The organism is Hydrogenophaga sp. ZJX-1 (assembly GCF_048590325.1).
In the GTDB taxonomy this organism is placed as follows: Bacteria; Pseudomonadota; Gammaproteobacteria; order Burkholderiales; family Burkholderiaceae_C; genus Hydrogenophaga.
The window spans coordinates 217,106-231,113 of sequence record NZ_JBMBRA010000004.1; the positions used below are offsets into that span (position 1 = coordinate 217,106).

The 14,008-nt window shown below is 68.0% G+C and carries 12 protein-coding genes; 8 read left to right on the forward strand and 4 right to left on the reverse strand.

Annotated elements, in window-relative coordinates:
* Positions 1-7 precede the first annotated feature (7 nt).
* Positions 8-709 (reverse strand): Crp/Fnr family transcriptional regulator, encoded by a 702-nt coding sequence (locus tag ACN5W5_RS12990; protein WP_420048925.1) that lies wholly within the window; start codon positions 707-709, stop codon positions 8-10.
* Positions 710-975: 266 nt separating this feature from the next.
* Between ACN5W5_RS12990 and ACN5W5_RS12995 the strand changes: the two genes are divergently transcribed.
* Positions 976-2,109, forward strand: coding sequence for an OmpA family protein (locus tag ACN5W5_RS12995; protein WP_420048926.1), 1,134 nt, complete (start codon positions 976-978; stop codon positions 2,107-2,109).
* Positions 2,110-2,216: 107 nt separating this feature from the next.
* On the opposite strand, the gene ACN5W5_RS13000 is transcribed toward ACN5W5_RS12995, so the two are convergent.
* The gene (locus ACN5W5_RS13000; RefSeq protein ID WP_420049260.1) at positions 2,217-2,774 is read right to left on the reverse strand and encodes a hemerythrin domain-containing protein; all 558 of its coding nucleotides are present in this window, start codon (positions 2,772-2,774) and stop codon (positions 2,217-2,219) included.
* A 348-nt stretch (positions 2,775-3,122) separates the two neighbouring features.
* Entirely contained in the window at positions 3,123-4,508 is a 1,386-nt protein-coding gene (gene glmM / locus ACN5W5_RS13005) for a phosphoglucosamine mutase (protein WP_420048927.1), read from the reverse strand.
* A 432-nt stretch (positions 4,509-4,940) separates the two neighbouring features.
* Between glmM and ACN5W5_RS13010 the strand changes: the two genes are divergently transcribed.
* The 7 genes from ACN5W5_RS13010 to ACN5W5_RS13040 all read left to right on the forward strand — a co-directional run bounded on the left by ACN5W5_RS13010 (position 4,941) and on the right by ACN5W5_RS13040 (position 13,135).
* On the forward strand, positions 4,941-6,158 hold the full coding sequence (locus ACN5W5_RS13010; protein ID WP_420049261.1) for a glycosyltransferase family 2 protein: 1,218 nt from the start codon (positions 4,941-4,943) through the stop codon (positions 6,156-6,158).
* Positions 6,155-7,189: a hypothetical protein gene (locus ACN5W5_RS13015; protein ID WP_420048928.1), complete on the forward strand. Its 1,035-nt coding sequence runs from the start codon at positions 6,155-6,157 to the stop codon at positions 7,187-7,189. The genes ACN5W5_RS13010 and ACN5W5_RS13015 overlap by 4 nt, the downstream gene beginning before the upstream one ends.
* Before the next feature lie 127 nt (positions 7,190-7,316).
* Positions 7,317-8,303 carry a hypothetical protein gene (locus ACN5W5_RS13020; RefSeq protein ID WP_420048929.1) on the forward strand — a complete coding sequence of 329 codons (987 nt, stop codon included), beginning with the start codon at positions 7,317-7,319 and terminating at the stop codon, positions 8,301-8,303.
* Entirely contained in the window at positions 8,300-9,445 is a 1,146-nt protein-coding gene (wecB, locus tag ACN5W5_RS13025) for a non-hydrolyzing UDP-N-acetylglucosamine 2-epimerase (protein ID WP_420048930.1), read from the forward strand. Before ACN5W5_RS13020 ends, wecB begins: the two co-directional genes overlap by 4 nt.
* 17 nt (positions 9,446-9,462) lie before the next feature.
* The gene (locus ACN5W5_RS13030; RefSeq protein ID WP_420048931.1) at positions 9,463-10,455 is read left to right on the forward strand and encodes a YaiO family outer membrane beta-barrel protein; all 993 of its coding nucleotides are present in this window, start codon (positions 9,463-9,465) and stop codon (positions 10,453-10,455) included.
* Positions 10,452-11,294 carry a hypothetical protein gene (locus ACN5W5_RS13035; RefSeq protein ID WP_420048932.1) on the forward strand — a complete coding sequence of 281 codons (843 nt, stop codon included), beginning with the start codon at positions 10,452-10,454 and terminating at the stop codon, positions 11,292-11,294. The genes ACN5W5_RS13030 and ACN5W5_RS13035 overlap by 4 nt, the downstream gene beginning before the upstream one ends.
* Entirely contained in the window at positions 11,291-13,135 is a 1,845-nt protein-coding gene (locus tag ACN5W5_RS13040) for a hypothetical protein (protein ID WP_420048933.1), read from the forward strand. The genes ACN5W5_RS13035 and ACN5W5_RS13040 overlap by 4 nt, the downstream gene beginning before the upstream one ends.
* Positions 13,136-13,286: 151 nt before the next feature.
* Here the strand turns inward: ACN5W5_RS13040 and ACN5W5_RS13045 are convergent, their stop codons facing one another.
* Positions 13,287-14,006: a Crp/Fnr family transcriptional regulator gene (locus ACN5W5_RS13045; protein ID WP_420048934.1), complete on the reverse strand. Its 720-nt coding sequence runs from the start codon at positions 14,004-14,006 to the stop codon at positions 13,287-13,289.
* Positions 14,007-14,008: the final 2 nt, after the last annotated feature.

Consider the following 14,008-nt stretch of genomic DNA (forward strand, 5'->3'; position numbering starts at 1 on the left):
GCGTGGTTCAGTTTTTGCGCCCCGTCAGTTCCTTGTGGAACTGCTTGTCGGCGGCGTAGCAGCTGCAGGCCTCCGCCTCCAGCGCCGCCCGGTCAAGCACCTGCAGCTCGCCCCGGTGGTAGGCAATGAACCCACTCTGCTGGAACGACCCGGCCGCCTCCGTCACCCCCACGCGCCGCACGCCGAGCATCAAGGCCATGAACTCCTGCGTGACGTGAAAGTTGTCGGCCTGCGCGCGGTCCTGGCTCATCAGCAACCAGCGCGCCAGGCGCGGCCCGATCTCGTGAAAACGTTCGCAGGCCGAGGCCAGGGTCTGCTGGTGCAGCCGCACCAGCAGACTGGACTGCATCACTTCCTGCAGCGGCGGGCTGCTCGCGATCTCCGCGCGCAAGGCTTCGGCGCCGATGCGCCAACTCTTGCCCTCACCCTGCACCAGGGCCCGCCAGGGCGTCTTCGCCAGCCCCAGCACCAGCTCCGAACCGAGCATCGACTCCCGCCCCACCATGCCCACTTCGAGCGATGGGTACTCGTCCACATCGATCACCAGCGAGATGAAGCCCGAGATCGGAAAATGCGCGTGGCTCAGCGGCTGACCGCGCACGCTGAGTTCGGCCGACAGCAGCAGTTCAAAAGGTTCGCACTGGTCCAGCAGATGCCGTCGGGCGTCTTTCGGCAGTTGCTGGAGCAGGAGATTGTCGGCGTTGGCCATGAGCGTGTGGTGTCCCTGTTGACTCTGCACCACCCGGGAGGGGCGGCGTCATGTGGTGTGCTCTGGATGGTGTGTCCTCGGCGCATTGAAAAACAGTGTGCGAGCCCGCAGGGCGCTTGACTGTCTGCCAGCGCACACAAGGGGAAAAGAACCGGAAGTGTGGCGCTCCTGCACATGTTCGACAGCGTACCGACGCTGTTCGCGCAGGATCATAGAAACAGGGGGTGCATTCCGCGCAATGCGTCTGAGACGCAAGAAAGACCCCCATGAAAAAGCTGACTGTTCTCCACCTGCTCGGCGTCGCCGGCATGGCCACCTTCCTGGCGTCCTCTGCGTACGCGCAGAGTACCAGCCACTTCTATGGCGGCGGCTCGGTCGGCCAGTCCCGCACCGAGATGGATCCCGCGCACACCACCGGCGTGCTGCTGCCGGGCGTCAACACCACCGGTGTCGCCACCGACAACAAAGACAAGGCCTTCAAGCTCTTTGGTGGCTACCAGATCAACCGCAACATCGCCCTCGAAGCGGGCTTTTTCGATCTGGGCAAGAACCGCTTCAGCACCTCCACCTCGCCCTCGGGCACGCTGTCCGGCGAGACCCGGGTCCAGGGCCTCAACTTCGATCTGGTCGGCACCCTGCCGCTCACCGAACGCTTCTCCGCGCTGGCCCGTGTGGGCGCCCAGCACGCCTGGTCCAAGGACCGCTTCAGCGGCACCGGCGCCGGTGCCGGCATCTCGTCGAGCAGCAAGCACAACGACTCCAACTACAAGGTTGGCCTGGGCGTGCAATACGAGATGACGCCCGCGTTCTGGATCCGTGGCGATGTGGAGCGCTACCGCATCAAGGACGCCGTCGGCCGCCGCGCCAACGTGGACGTGGCCTCGGTCAGCCTGGTGTTCCCGTTCGGCCGTGCGCCCGAGCGCGTGGCCGCAGCGCCGGTCTATGTGGCACCCGCCCCGATGCCGGAACCCGTCGCCGTGGCACCGGCACCCGCGCCGGTCGTGATGGCACCAGCGCCCCAGCGCGTGAGCTTCTCGGCCGACACGCTGTTCGGCTTTGACAAGTCCACCGTGCGCCCCGAAGGTCGGGTCGAACTCGACAAGTTCAGCAACCAGCTGAGCGGTACCCGCTACCAGTCGATCAGCGTCGAAGGCCACACCGACCGCCTGGGCTCCACGGAATACAACCAGACGCTGTCGGAAGAGCGTGCCGAATCGGTCAAGAACTACCTCGTGACCAACGGCAACATCGACCCGACCCGCATCAGCGCCGTCGGCAAGAGCGAAAGCCAGCCGGTGACCGCCGCCGGCGACTGTTCGGACAAACAGGCACGTCCTTCGCTGATCAACTGCCTGCAGCCCGACCGCCGCGTGGAGGTGGAAGTCACGGGCACACGCTGACCCGGTGCTCCCCTGCCGCACCCCTCGCGGGGTGTGGGCAAGGAAAAGGCCCGCTGCCAGACTGGCAGCGGGCCTTTTCCTTTGGGTGCACGGTGGGCGAAGTGCGCTCAGGCCAGGGTCAGGTGGCAGGCCGGTGGCCAGCCACCCAGCACCACCGTGGACTCGGACCGGGGCAGGCCGATGCGGGTGAAATCCTGCTGTTGCTGCGCCCGGCGGCGGCGCGCCATCTGCTCGCCCAGCGCTGCCGTGTCCAGACCGGTCATGCGCACTTCGACGAACAGCACCGCCCGGGCATCGTCCAGGCTGGGCAAGACGCAGTCACCGATGTCGACCACCGCATCGTCGTAGCCCGGGTCGCCGGGTTCCATCTCGTCCAGCCGCGCGATCAGGTGGCGCAGCCGGGCGTGATCGCACAGCGCGGTCTGCGCGAGCCGCGCGCCGTCCAGCACCGGTCGCAGCACGGGGTAGAAAATTTCTTCTTCGATCAGCGCGTTCAGGCTCAGCGCGTCGCACAGGCGGTCCACGATCTCGGCCTTGCGTTCCGCGCTGCAGCCTTCGACCAGGCGCACACCGTCGTATTCGCGCAGCAGCTTGCGGATGAGTTCGTGGTCCAGCCGCAGCTGGTCCAGCGCGTCGCGTGTGCGCAGGGCGGACTTGGGACGCACGGCCAAGCGGGCGTCGGGTTCAGGCCTTGCGCACACCGGGCACACCTCGGGTGTTGTGGGGCAGGTTCATGGTCGGTCGCGTGACCGGTCCTGTGGGTTGGAGCGCCGGAGGGGACGGCTCGGGCACCCGTCCCTCCGGCGCAGCGCCCTCGCTGGTCGGGGCTTCGTCCTGCGGCCTGAGGGTGGGCGGCTTGGGGGTGGCTCGGTTGGCGACTGTGATCATTTCAGGGCCCAGGTTGGGTTTCAGGTCGCGCACCACGCGCCACCACAGGGGACTTTGTAGCCGCCCGGAACGCGCGAAGTCTGTGCGGCAGCGAACACGCGCAGGGTCGGCAACGCGCCCGCCACTCAGGCCGCCAGCAGTTCCCGTTCGGTGCAAGGGCTCATCGCCTGGTGCACCTCGTCGGCCAGCGTCCGGGCGAGCGCCGCGGCCTGGCCGGCTTCCGGGCACTCCACCATCACGCGCAGCACCGACTCGGTGCCCGAGGCCCGCAGCAGCACGCGACCGTACATGCCGAGCGCCCGCTCGGTGCGCTCGCGGCAGCGCCGGATCACGTCGCTGCTCTCCCAATCCGCCCCTTTTGCAATCGGCACGTTGATCAGGCACTGGGCGTGCAGCTGCAAGCCCTCGCACAGCTGGGCCAGGTCCTTGCGCGAGCGCCGCATGGCCGCGAGCACCTGCAGCGCGGCGATCACGCCGTCGCCGGTGGTGTGGCGGTCCAGACACAGGATGTGCCCCGAGTTCTCGCCCCCCAGACGCCAGCCGCGCTCGCGCAGCAACTGCAGGACGTGGCGGTCGCCCACCGCGGAACGCGCGAACGCCACACCCTGGCGGTTGAGGGCCTGTTCCAGACCCAGATTGCTCATCAGGGTGCCTGCGACACCGGCACAGACCTCGCGTCGCTGCTTCGCATCCTGCGCCAGCAGGTACAGCAGCTCGTCGCCGTCGAACACGCGGCCCGAAGCGTCGGCCATCACCAGGCGGTCGCCATCGCCGTCGAGCGCGACGCCCAGGTCGGCGTGGTGGTGCCGCACCATCCGCGACAGGTGTTCGGGGCGCGTCGCACCCACCTCGTCGTTGATGTTCACGCCATTGGGGGATCCACCGGTGACCACCACATCGACGCCGAGCTGTTCCAGCACGGCCGGCGCCACCTCATGGCAGGCGCCGTGCGCCACGTCGATGACGATGCGCAGGCCCCGCAGGTTCACGTCGCTGTCCAGGCTGCGTTTGCAGAAGTCGATGTAGAGGCCGGGCGCCGATGGCAGGCGCCACGAATGCCCGAGCTGGCGCGAGGGCACACAGGCCAGAGGCTCCTGCATGCGCTGTTCGATGGCCTGCTCCACCGCATCGCTCAGTTTGTCGCCGTCGCTGGAGAAAAACTTGATGCCGTTGTCGTCGTAAGGGTTGTGCGAGGCACTGACCACCACGCCGGCCTGGAAACCACGCAGGCGTGTGAGGTAGGCGATGGCTGGGGTCGGCAACACGCCGCACATCACCGTGTCCACGCCCGCGGCGGCGAAGCCCGCCTGCAAGGCGGCTTCGAGCATGTCGGAAGAGACCCGGGTGTCCGAGCCAATGACCACCGCGGGCTTCTGGCTGGAGCCTGCCTGCCGCTCGGCCAGCAAGGCCCCGCTGGCATGCGCCAGCTGCATCACGGCCTGTGGCGTCATGGGGGCCTGGCCGACCCGGCCGCGCACGCCGTCGGTGCCAAAGATGGGGATGGTTTGCATGGGTTGTCTTTCAAAAGGGGTGGCTCTTCACGACGGTTTCGGGTCCGTCGCATCCGGCCTCGCAGGCTAGTGGTCCGCTGCGCCGGGGTCTGTTCGTTGCCGTACATGCAGGGACAAATAGACCCGCACCACTGTGTACGTTGACGTACAGACTTTTGCAGCCACCCAACCAAGAATCGGGCCTCATTTCAAAGGAAACACACCGTGCAAACCCATCGTGCTTTCCTCCCGGGTCCGCCGCACCGCCTGGCCGCCGGACTCGCCACCACCTTCACCCTGCTGGCAGCCCATGCGCAGGCACTCCCCACCGACGACGCGCAGCCCATCAGCCAGGCGGCCGCCAGTGCCGCGGCCATGACCCTGACAGCGTCATGGACCGAGCGCCCGTTCGTGCTCGCACTGGCGCTGGTGCTGGGGCTGATCGTGGTGGTGATGACGACCTACGGCGTGCGCCACGTCGTCTTCACCCTGAGTCGCCTGTTTGGCGGCCAGCGCTACCCCTACGCGGGCATCCAGTCCGCCGTCTGGCCGCAGATCACGGTGTTCATCGCGGCGCACAACGAAGAGAAGGTCATCGCCGGCTGCCTGGGCGCCCTGCTGGACACCGACTACCCGCCCGATCGCATCCGCATCGTGCCGGTCAACGACCGCTCGCAGGACGGCACCAAGGCCATCATCGACACCTATGCGATCCGTTACCCGGAACGCATCGTGCCCTTCCACCGCACCGGGGGCAAACCGGGCAAGGCCGCTGCGCTCAAAGAGGCGATGGCGTTGGCCGAGGGCGATATCGCCATCATTTTTGACGCCGACTACACACCCGGTCCGGGCCTGCTGCGGCAGCTGACCGCGCCCTTCTTCGACCCGGAAGTGGGCGCCGTGATGGGGCGCGTGGTGCCGGTGAACGCCGGCACCAACCTGCTGACCCGCCTGCTCGACCTGGAACGCTCGGCCGGCTACCAGGTGGACCAGCAGGCGCGCATGAACCTGAAGGCCGTGCCCCAGTACGGCGGCACCGTCGGCGGCGTGCGCCTGTCGGCGGTGGAGGCCGTGGGCGGCTGGCACGACGACACCCTGGCGGAAGACACCGACATCACCTTCCGACTGCTCATCAACGGCTGGAAGACGGTCTACAACAACCGCGCCGAGTGCTACGAAGAAGTGCCCGAAGAGTGGTCGGTTCGCATGCGCCAGGTGCGGCGCTGGGCCAAGGGCCACAACCAGGTGCTGTTCCGGTACTGGCGCCAGCTGCTCCAGAGCCCCTTTGTCTCGCTGCGCGAGCGCATCGACGGCCTGATGCTGCTGCTGGTGTTCCTGATGCCGCCGCTGCTGCTGCTGGGCTGGTCGCTGGCGCTGGCGCTGTACTACCTGAACGCGGGCTCGCTGGTGGCGGTGTTCATTCCGCTGATGGCCCTGGTGGCCTACGGCGCGCTGGGCAACTTCGCGGCCTTTCTGGAGATCGTGATGGCGGTGCTGATCGACGGCCACCGACGCCGCATCCGCCTGCTGCCGATCAACCTGCTGTGTTTTTTCGTCAGCCTGTTCTCCATCTCACAGGCGCTGTTCGAATCCATGACCGACCGCCTGTTCGGCCGCGAAATGGTCTGGCACAAAACCCTGCGCTACCGGAAGTCGGAGGTGGGCCAATGAGCGCGGGCCCCGACATCCTCCTGCTGGTCTTTCTCCTGCTCTGCGCCGGCCTGCTGCTGCCGCCGTTCATCCCGGCCTGGCGCGAGTGGCTGCGCCCGACCGATCGCCAGGTGCTGCGCATGGCCGTCGGCGACGACAACCAGGCCAGCCTGCTGCGCCTGTTGCGGCAACAGATGGCGACCCTGCTCGGAAGCGGCGATCCCCTGGCCTACGAGTCCCTGGAACAGGCCCTGGTTCGGGGTGTAGAGCCCCAGGCGCCCGGCCCGCAGCGACCGGTCTTCGTTTCGCGCACCTCCCACGCCGATCACGGCATCCAGAGCCGCTGGCCGGTCTATGCCGCCGACGACCTGCAGCTGCGCGAAAGCAGCGATCTCACGGACGTGCTGGCCGACGGGCACCTGGTGCTCGGGCCCCGCAGCCGGGTGCGCGGCTGGGCCCACGCCGAAAAGACCCTGCTGCTGGGCGAGTCCAGCGTGGTCGCGCGCGACCTGAGTTCGGAGCACGGCGTCTCGCTGGCCTGGGCCTGCTGTTTCGAGCGGGTGCAGGCGCCAGTGATCGTGTTCGGCCAGCCGGGCACCCGGGACCACCGCAGCCGACCCGCGCTGCCCCCCCATGAGCCCCTGCCCGGGGCCCGGCCCTGGGGCCGTCAGGGCTGGCGCATCGAGGGCGATTGTGTGATCCAGAAAGGCCGGCATTTCACCGGATCGCTGGTGGTCACCGGCGTGCTGTCCATCGGCGCCGACGCGCTGGTGGAGGGCGACGTGAAGGCCCACAAAGGCGTGGTGATCGGCGAGCGTGCCCATGTGACCGGTGGCGTGTTTTCCGACAACGGCATCCGCGTGTTCAACGAAGCCGTCATCGGCGGTCCGCTGGTGTCCGAATCGCTGCTGCAACTGGGTGCCGGTGTGCACCTGGGCAGCCTGCGCGCGCCCACCAGCGTCAGCGCCAACGTGATCCTGGCCGACAACGGCGTGCTGGCCCACGGCTCAGTCTGTGCCGCGCAGGCCGGTCTGGTGTGGGGGACAACATGAGCGCCGCCCGGCCGTTCCGAAGGCGCTCAGCCCCGCAGTGCGCAGCACGGAGGGTATTCCAGTGAGCCTCCGCACGACCGCTCCGAAGGGAGCTTCCTCCGCTATCCGAAACATGAAGGTCAACCCATTGAATTCCACACGCCACTTTTCGCTGGCAAGCACCCTGGCGCTGTCGCTGAGCACCCTGGCCTGCGCCGGCGCCGGCCAGGCCGCCACGCTGGACCTCACCGGTTACACCGACGGCTCCGGCGCCATCACCATCCAGCACAAGGGCGGCACCGTCGACCCCTACTTCACCCTGCAGGCCTTGCTGCTCGCGCAGGAACTGGGCCTGGACACCAGCGCCGTGGCCCTGCCCTGGGCGAAATGGCTGCTGGCGCGGCAGAAGCCCGATGCCACCTTCGACCGTTTCTGCCGCACCGACGCGGTCTGGCTGGCCTGCAAGACCGCCGACGCCGACGACTCGCTGCTGGCGCTGTGGCTGAAGTTCGTCGAGACGCTGCCTGCCGAGACCCGGCGCGAGCCGGCCATGGTCAAAAGCCATGCCGCGGCCAGCGCCGCCCTGGCGCGACTGGTGAGCCCGCCCACCGGGGTCTACCTGGTGTCGCCGGTCTACATGCACGGCCTGTTCATGGACAACCTGGAGGTGTGGACCTACCAGCCCGCGCACGCCGCCACGCAGAACAAGGCCCGGCCGTCGTTCGGCGCCTCCATCCAGCACGTGTTCTGGGACCCCGCGCAGAAGCGCTACCACGTGTCCACCCAGCCCGAGCAGAAGACCACGGAGCACAAGTTCTACCCCGACGCGGTGGCGCAGATCTTTCCCCACACCGTGAACTTCCCGCACATCCCGGGCGGCGCCAAGGCGCACTACAAGCGCTGGATCAAAGACCACCGCGCCGAATGGCTCAAGCAGGTCGAAGGCGATTTCGCCTGGGGACTGATCGCCAGCGTGTCCTTGCGGCAAGGCGATCTGGCCTCGGTGCGCTGCTGGCACCAGAAGACCCTGCCCGCCCGCCACAGCTCGCACTGGACCGTCACCGACGAAGTGGTCCACCAGGTCCTGAAGGCCAAGGGCATCACCGACCAACCCGTTGAGAAGAACTGCTCATGACCACCTACCTCGCCTGCATCGGCACACGCCCCGAAATCATCAAGATGGCCTCGTTGCACCGGGTGCTCAAAGCCCGCGGTGACCGCATGCTGGTGTTGCACACCGGGCAGCACGAGGCCATGGCGCATGTGCTCTACCGTTTCTTCGACATGGGCCCGGACCTGCAGATCCAGCTGCAGCGCACCTCGCCCCGGCTCGGCAACCTCACGGCCGAGCTGCTCGACAGCGTGGACCGTGTGATCGGCGAAACCAAGCCCGATGTGGTGCTGGTCCAGGGCGACACCAGTTCGGCCCTGGTCGGCGCCATGGCCGGCTACTACCACAACCGCCCCGTGGCCCACATCGAGGCCGGGCTGCGCACCGGCGAGCGCGAGCCCTTCCCCGAAGAGAAGAACCGCGAACTCATCGGCCGGCTGGCGCACTGGCATTTCCCGCCCACCGAGCAGTCGCGCGACAACCTGCTGCGCGAAGGCATCGCGCCGCAGCGCGTGCACCTGGTGGGCAACACCGTGATCGACACCGCGCTCTGGGTGCGCGAGCACATGGCCAGCGACGGCTTCGACGCCACCACCGCCCTGCCCTCGCCACTGCGCAACTTCCTGGCGGCGCACCCCACCTCGCGCATGCTGCTGGTGACCGCGCACCGGCGCGAGAACTGGGGCCAGCCGATCCGCAACATCGCCCACGCCGTCGGGCAGCTGCTGCAACAGCACCCCGACCTGATCGTGGTCTGGCCGATCCACCCCAACCCGACCGTTCGCCACGACGTCGAGTCGGTGTTCAGCGGCCTGGACGCCGCCACCCGGCGGCGCTGCTTCCTGACCGACCCGCTGGACTACCCGGCGCTGATCTCGGTGCTGGCGCAATGCCACTTCACCCTGACCGATTCCGGTGGCATCCAGGAAGAAGCCTCCGCCCTGGCGCGGCCCGTGCTGATCGCACGCGACAGCACCGAGCGCCAGGAGCTGGTGCAGGCCGGTGGCGCCCGGCTGGTCGGCACCGACACCGAACGCATCGTCGACGCCGCCTCGGCCCTGTTGACGCAGGACGCGATCTACCGCGCCATGCAGCTCACCACCAGCCCCTTTGGCGACGGCCGCTCGGCGCAACGCATCGCCGACATCCTGTCCCAGCCCGCCTGAACATCCGAGGAGCTCCTATGAAAACCACACTTGTCCGACAGCCCGTCTTCGGTGCGGCACCCGCCCGCCTTTCCATCCACTCCCTGCGCTACCGCCGCGTCGCTGCGGCCTGGCTCACGCTGTCTGTGCTCGCGGCGGCCGCGGCGCTCTCGCTCCCCGCGCGCGCCCAGGCCGTGACCGGGGCCGTCGAAGCCCCGACCGACACCGGGCCGCTGGCCCAGGCCACACCGCTGGCACCAGCGATGGTTGCGCCATCGCTGCCCACCGTTCCCGAACCGGCAGCGGCGCAGGACCCCGAGGTGAAAAACACCCAGCTGATGCTCTACACCAGCGCACACCGCCTCAGCGCTGGTCTCGGCGACTGGCAGGAGGTGGGTGTGCGGGGTTCGCGCGCCATCGGTGCGCATGTGTGGCAGGGCGAGTTCGCCACCATGCGCCGCTTCGGCGAGTCCGGCAACTTCATCGGCCTGGGCGACACCTACGAATTCAACCCCGACTGGTTCGGCAGCCTGTCGGTGGGTGCGGGTGACGGCGCGTCCTACCTCCCGAGAGCGCGGGTGGACGGTTTCATCAACCGCAAGCTGCTGACCGACCGCAACCTCATCGCCACGCTCGGTGCGGGTTACTACAGCGCGCCCGATGGCCACAACGACCGCAGCGCCAGCCTGGGCGCCACCTACTACTTCAGCGAACCCTGGATCGTGCAGGGCGAGGTGCGCTTCAACAACAGCCGCCCGGGCAGCGTGAACACGCGCCAGCAGTTCGTCGCGGTCACCTGGGGCCGCGACCAGCAGACCCAGGTTACCGCGCGCCACGCCTGGGGCACCGAGGGCTACCAGTCCATCGGCGCCGGCGCGTCGCTGGTCAACTTCAAAAGCAAGCAGACCAGCCTGAACGTGCGCCACTGGCTTGGCGCCGACTGGGGCATCTCGGGCGGCGTGGAGCAATACAGCAACCCCTACTACAACCGCAAAGGCGCCACCCTGGCCCTGTTCTGGGAACTGCCGTGAACCCAGCCCGACAACTGTCCCTCGGGCGAGCCCAGCGCGAAGCGATCCAGGCCGCCACGGCCCGGCTGGAGGAAGCCCGCAGCGGCGCTGGCGTGCCCTCCGAAGCCAGCTCCCGCCTGCGCATGACCCCGCGCACGGCGTTGGAGCTGCTGCTGATGGCCGCACTGCCTTGCGCGGCGCTGGTGGCCGCCAAACCCTGGCTGATGGGTTTCTGGCACAGCGTGATCCTGTGGTGGAGCGAGCGCCTGGCCCTGCCGCTGGGGCTGGTGCGAACCGGTGACACCGAGTCGCTGGAGTGGCTCGCCAGCTACGCCGGCGCGCTGGTGCCCAGCCCCTCCACCGGCGTGATCTCTGCCGCGCTGGTGATCGGCGCATTCGCCAGCACCTGGTGGATGAGCGACCGCCAGGTGCCGCTGAAATACCTGGTGCGCCTGCTCTGTGTGGTGCAGGCCAGCGCCTTGCTGTTTTTCATGTTCGTGCCCACGAACTTCCCCTACAGCATGACCGGACACCTCGCGTCCATGCTCAACGCCGGCTACTACCTGATGCTGGCCATTCCGCCGCTGCTGGCGCTGGGCTGGGGCGTGCTGCGGGTCCCGCTGCACCAGAAACTGCTGTACCCGGTGCTCATGCTCGCGTATTTCGCGCTCATGCTGCCACACAAAGCCCTGCTGCACGCGGTGGTGGTGCAGCACTTCTCGGCGCTCTACATGCCGCTGCTGTACCTGTGCTTTGGCGCCGTGCTGGACCTGATGGTGTTCGTGGCCCTCTACTCGTGGCTGGCCAGCCGGGTTTCGCCCCTGGCGCTGGGCTCGGCAGACCCTGGAGTGGCGCGGTGAAGCGGCTGTTCAAAGCCATCCCCGGACGGGCCTGGGTGGTGCTGGTCGCGCTGCTGCTGCTCGGCGGCCTGGCGGCGCTCTACCAGGCCTCGCTGAAGACCGGTTCGGCCATCGTGCTCCTGGTACCCGACGAGACGGCGCTGACGCGGCCGGTCACCCAGGCCTGGCTGGACGCGGCGAGCGAAGAAGGCCTGTCGGTGGTCGCCATGACCGACGACGCTTTCCTGCGCTACGGCGGCGACCGCCGCAGCATCGCGGGCGTGATCCTGCCCGACACCGTACACCCGCAGGCGTCCGAGCTGCTGGTGAACCAGCTGCACAGCTATGTCAAGGACGGCGGCCACCTGTTCATCACCTTCGATGCCGCCCTGCTCGACACCCAGAACGGCCACTACGCGGCAGCCCAGTCGCGCCTGTCCGGTCTGGCCGGCGTGTCCTATGCGATGTACGAGGCACTGAAAGACAAGACCACGGCCCTGGGTCCGGTGTACGGCAGCCGTGACCACGAAAAAACCCTGGGTTTTCAGCCCGGCAAACTGGACTTCAAGACCTCGCCCCAGCGGTCACTGGGAGAACTGACCACCTACGGCTACCCCCGCCTGAACTACAGCCATTTCCGCACCGGGGCCCCGCAAGGCGCGACCCCGATGCTGGTCTCGGCGCAGGGCGACACCATCGTGTCGAAGCACAGCTTTGGCAAAGGCACGGTGCTGTTCGCCAACCTGCCGCTGGGCTACCTCAAGACCCGCACCGACGCCTACCTGCTGCACCGCCTGCTGAGTTACTTTGCCAACGACCTGCTGCAACAGCCCCACCTGTCGCCCGTGCCCGACGCGATCGGCGGCCTGGTCCTCAACCTGCATGTGGACTCCAACGCCGCGCAGCAGCCCCTGCTGGTCCTGGAGCGGGCCGGCTGGCTGCGGGAGCAGGGCCCGTTTTCGATCCACGTCACGGCCGGCCCCGACACCTACCTCGAAGGCGACGGTCTGGGGATGAACCTGAACACCACCCCGGAGATGCAGGCGTTCCTCAAGCGCCAGGTCGCGCACGGGCACGAGGTGGGCAACCACGGCGGCTGGATCCACAACGTGTTCGGCCTGGGTGCCAACGACGGCAACCGCGATCGCTTCGAACCTTTTCTGGCGTTGAACCACACCAGCGTGAGCGCCGCGACCGGCACCGTACCCCGCAGCTACTCGGCACCCATGGGCAACCAGCCGCGCTGGGCAACCGAATGGCTGCGGCGCGAAGGCTTCAAGGGCTACTACTTCACCGGCGACAACGGTCTGGGTCCCACGCGCTCCTTCGACCAGGGCCGCCGCGCCGATCCGTCCGACCTCTGGGCCTTCCCGATCTCCAGCTACCTGCGCGTGGCCACCTTCGAGGAACTGGGCGACGAAGACTCGACAGTCACCACCGAGGACATGGCCAACTACCTCGGCAACCTCACGCGCTACGTGACCGACCGGCACGTGGCCCGCCTGTTCTACTTCCACCCGCCGGCTGCCACCGAGCACCTGGCCACGCTCGACGTGCTGATGGCGGAAGCCCGGCGCCTGAGCGTGCTGGGGCGTTTTCGCTGGTACACGATGGAGCAGCTCGCGGATTTCATGAGCCGGCGCGAGCTCGCGCAGTGGCAGCTCACCCGGGTCGATGGCCGCAGCGGTGGACTGACCGCCCGCAGCAGCGCCAGCCTGGACCAGATCAGCTGGGTGTTTCCGAAGGGTGGAACACCGGCGTTCAAGATCGTGAAAGGCGAAGCCACGGTGCGCCAGGACGGCCCGAACTGGATCGTCACCGCGCGTGGCGCGGGCCAGGAACTCGAACTGGCGTGGGAGTGAGAGCCCTTGGGGCATCGTCCTTGTCCATGGCGCCGGCGTGTTGCACCGAGGCATGAAACGGTGCGACCCAAGGCACCGCCGGGCCGGCTTTGCCGGACGGCCAGTGCCGTCCCCTTGAGAGTAGCGCGAAGCGCTGCGGGGGTGTCTTGTTTCAGGCTGCCAGGCGGCTGGGCAGCAGCCGGTCGTATTCTTTTTTCACCACCGCGTAACACTCGCAGACGCGGCCTTCCAGCGCCTCGCGGTCCATCACGGTGATGTGACCCCGCGCGTAGCGGATGAGACCGAGCTTCTGCAGCTTGAGCGCAGCCTCGGTGACGCCTTCGCGGCGCACGCCGAGCATGTTGGCGATCAGTTCCTGTGTCATCACCAGCTCGTTGCCGCTCAGGCGGTCCAGGCTCAGCAGCAGCCAGCGGCAGAGCTGCTGGTCCAGCGAATGGTGGCGGTTGCACACCGCCGTCTGCGCCATCTGGGTGATCAGTGCCTGGGTGTAGCGCAGCAGCAGGTGCAGCACCGGGCCGGAGCGGTTGAATTCTTCCTTGATGTCGGCCGCGCGCAGGCGGTAGCCCTGGCCCGCGCTCTGCACCACGGCGCGGCTGGGCGTGGTCTCACCGCCCATGAACAGGGCGATGCCGACCAGGCCCTCGTTGCCCACCACCGCGATCTCTGCCGAAGCCCCGTCTTCCATCACGTACAGCAGCGAGATGATGGCGTTGGTGGGGAAGTACACGTGGCTCATCTTGCTGCCCGACTCGTACAGCACCATGCCCAGCGGCAGGTCGACCGCCTCCAGCAGCGGACTGATGCGCTGCCATTCGGACGCAGGCAAAGAGGCCAGCAGTAGGTTGGCAGACTGTTCCGTTGCAATTTCCATCG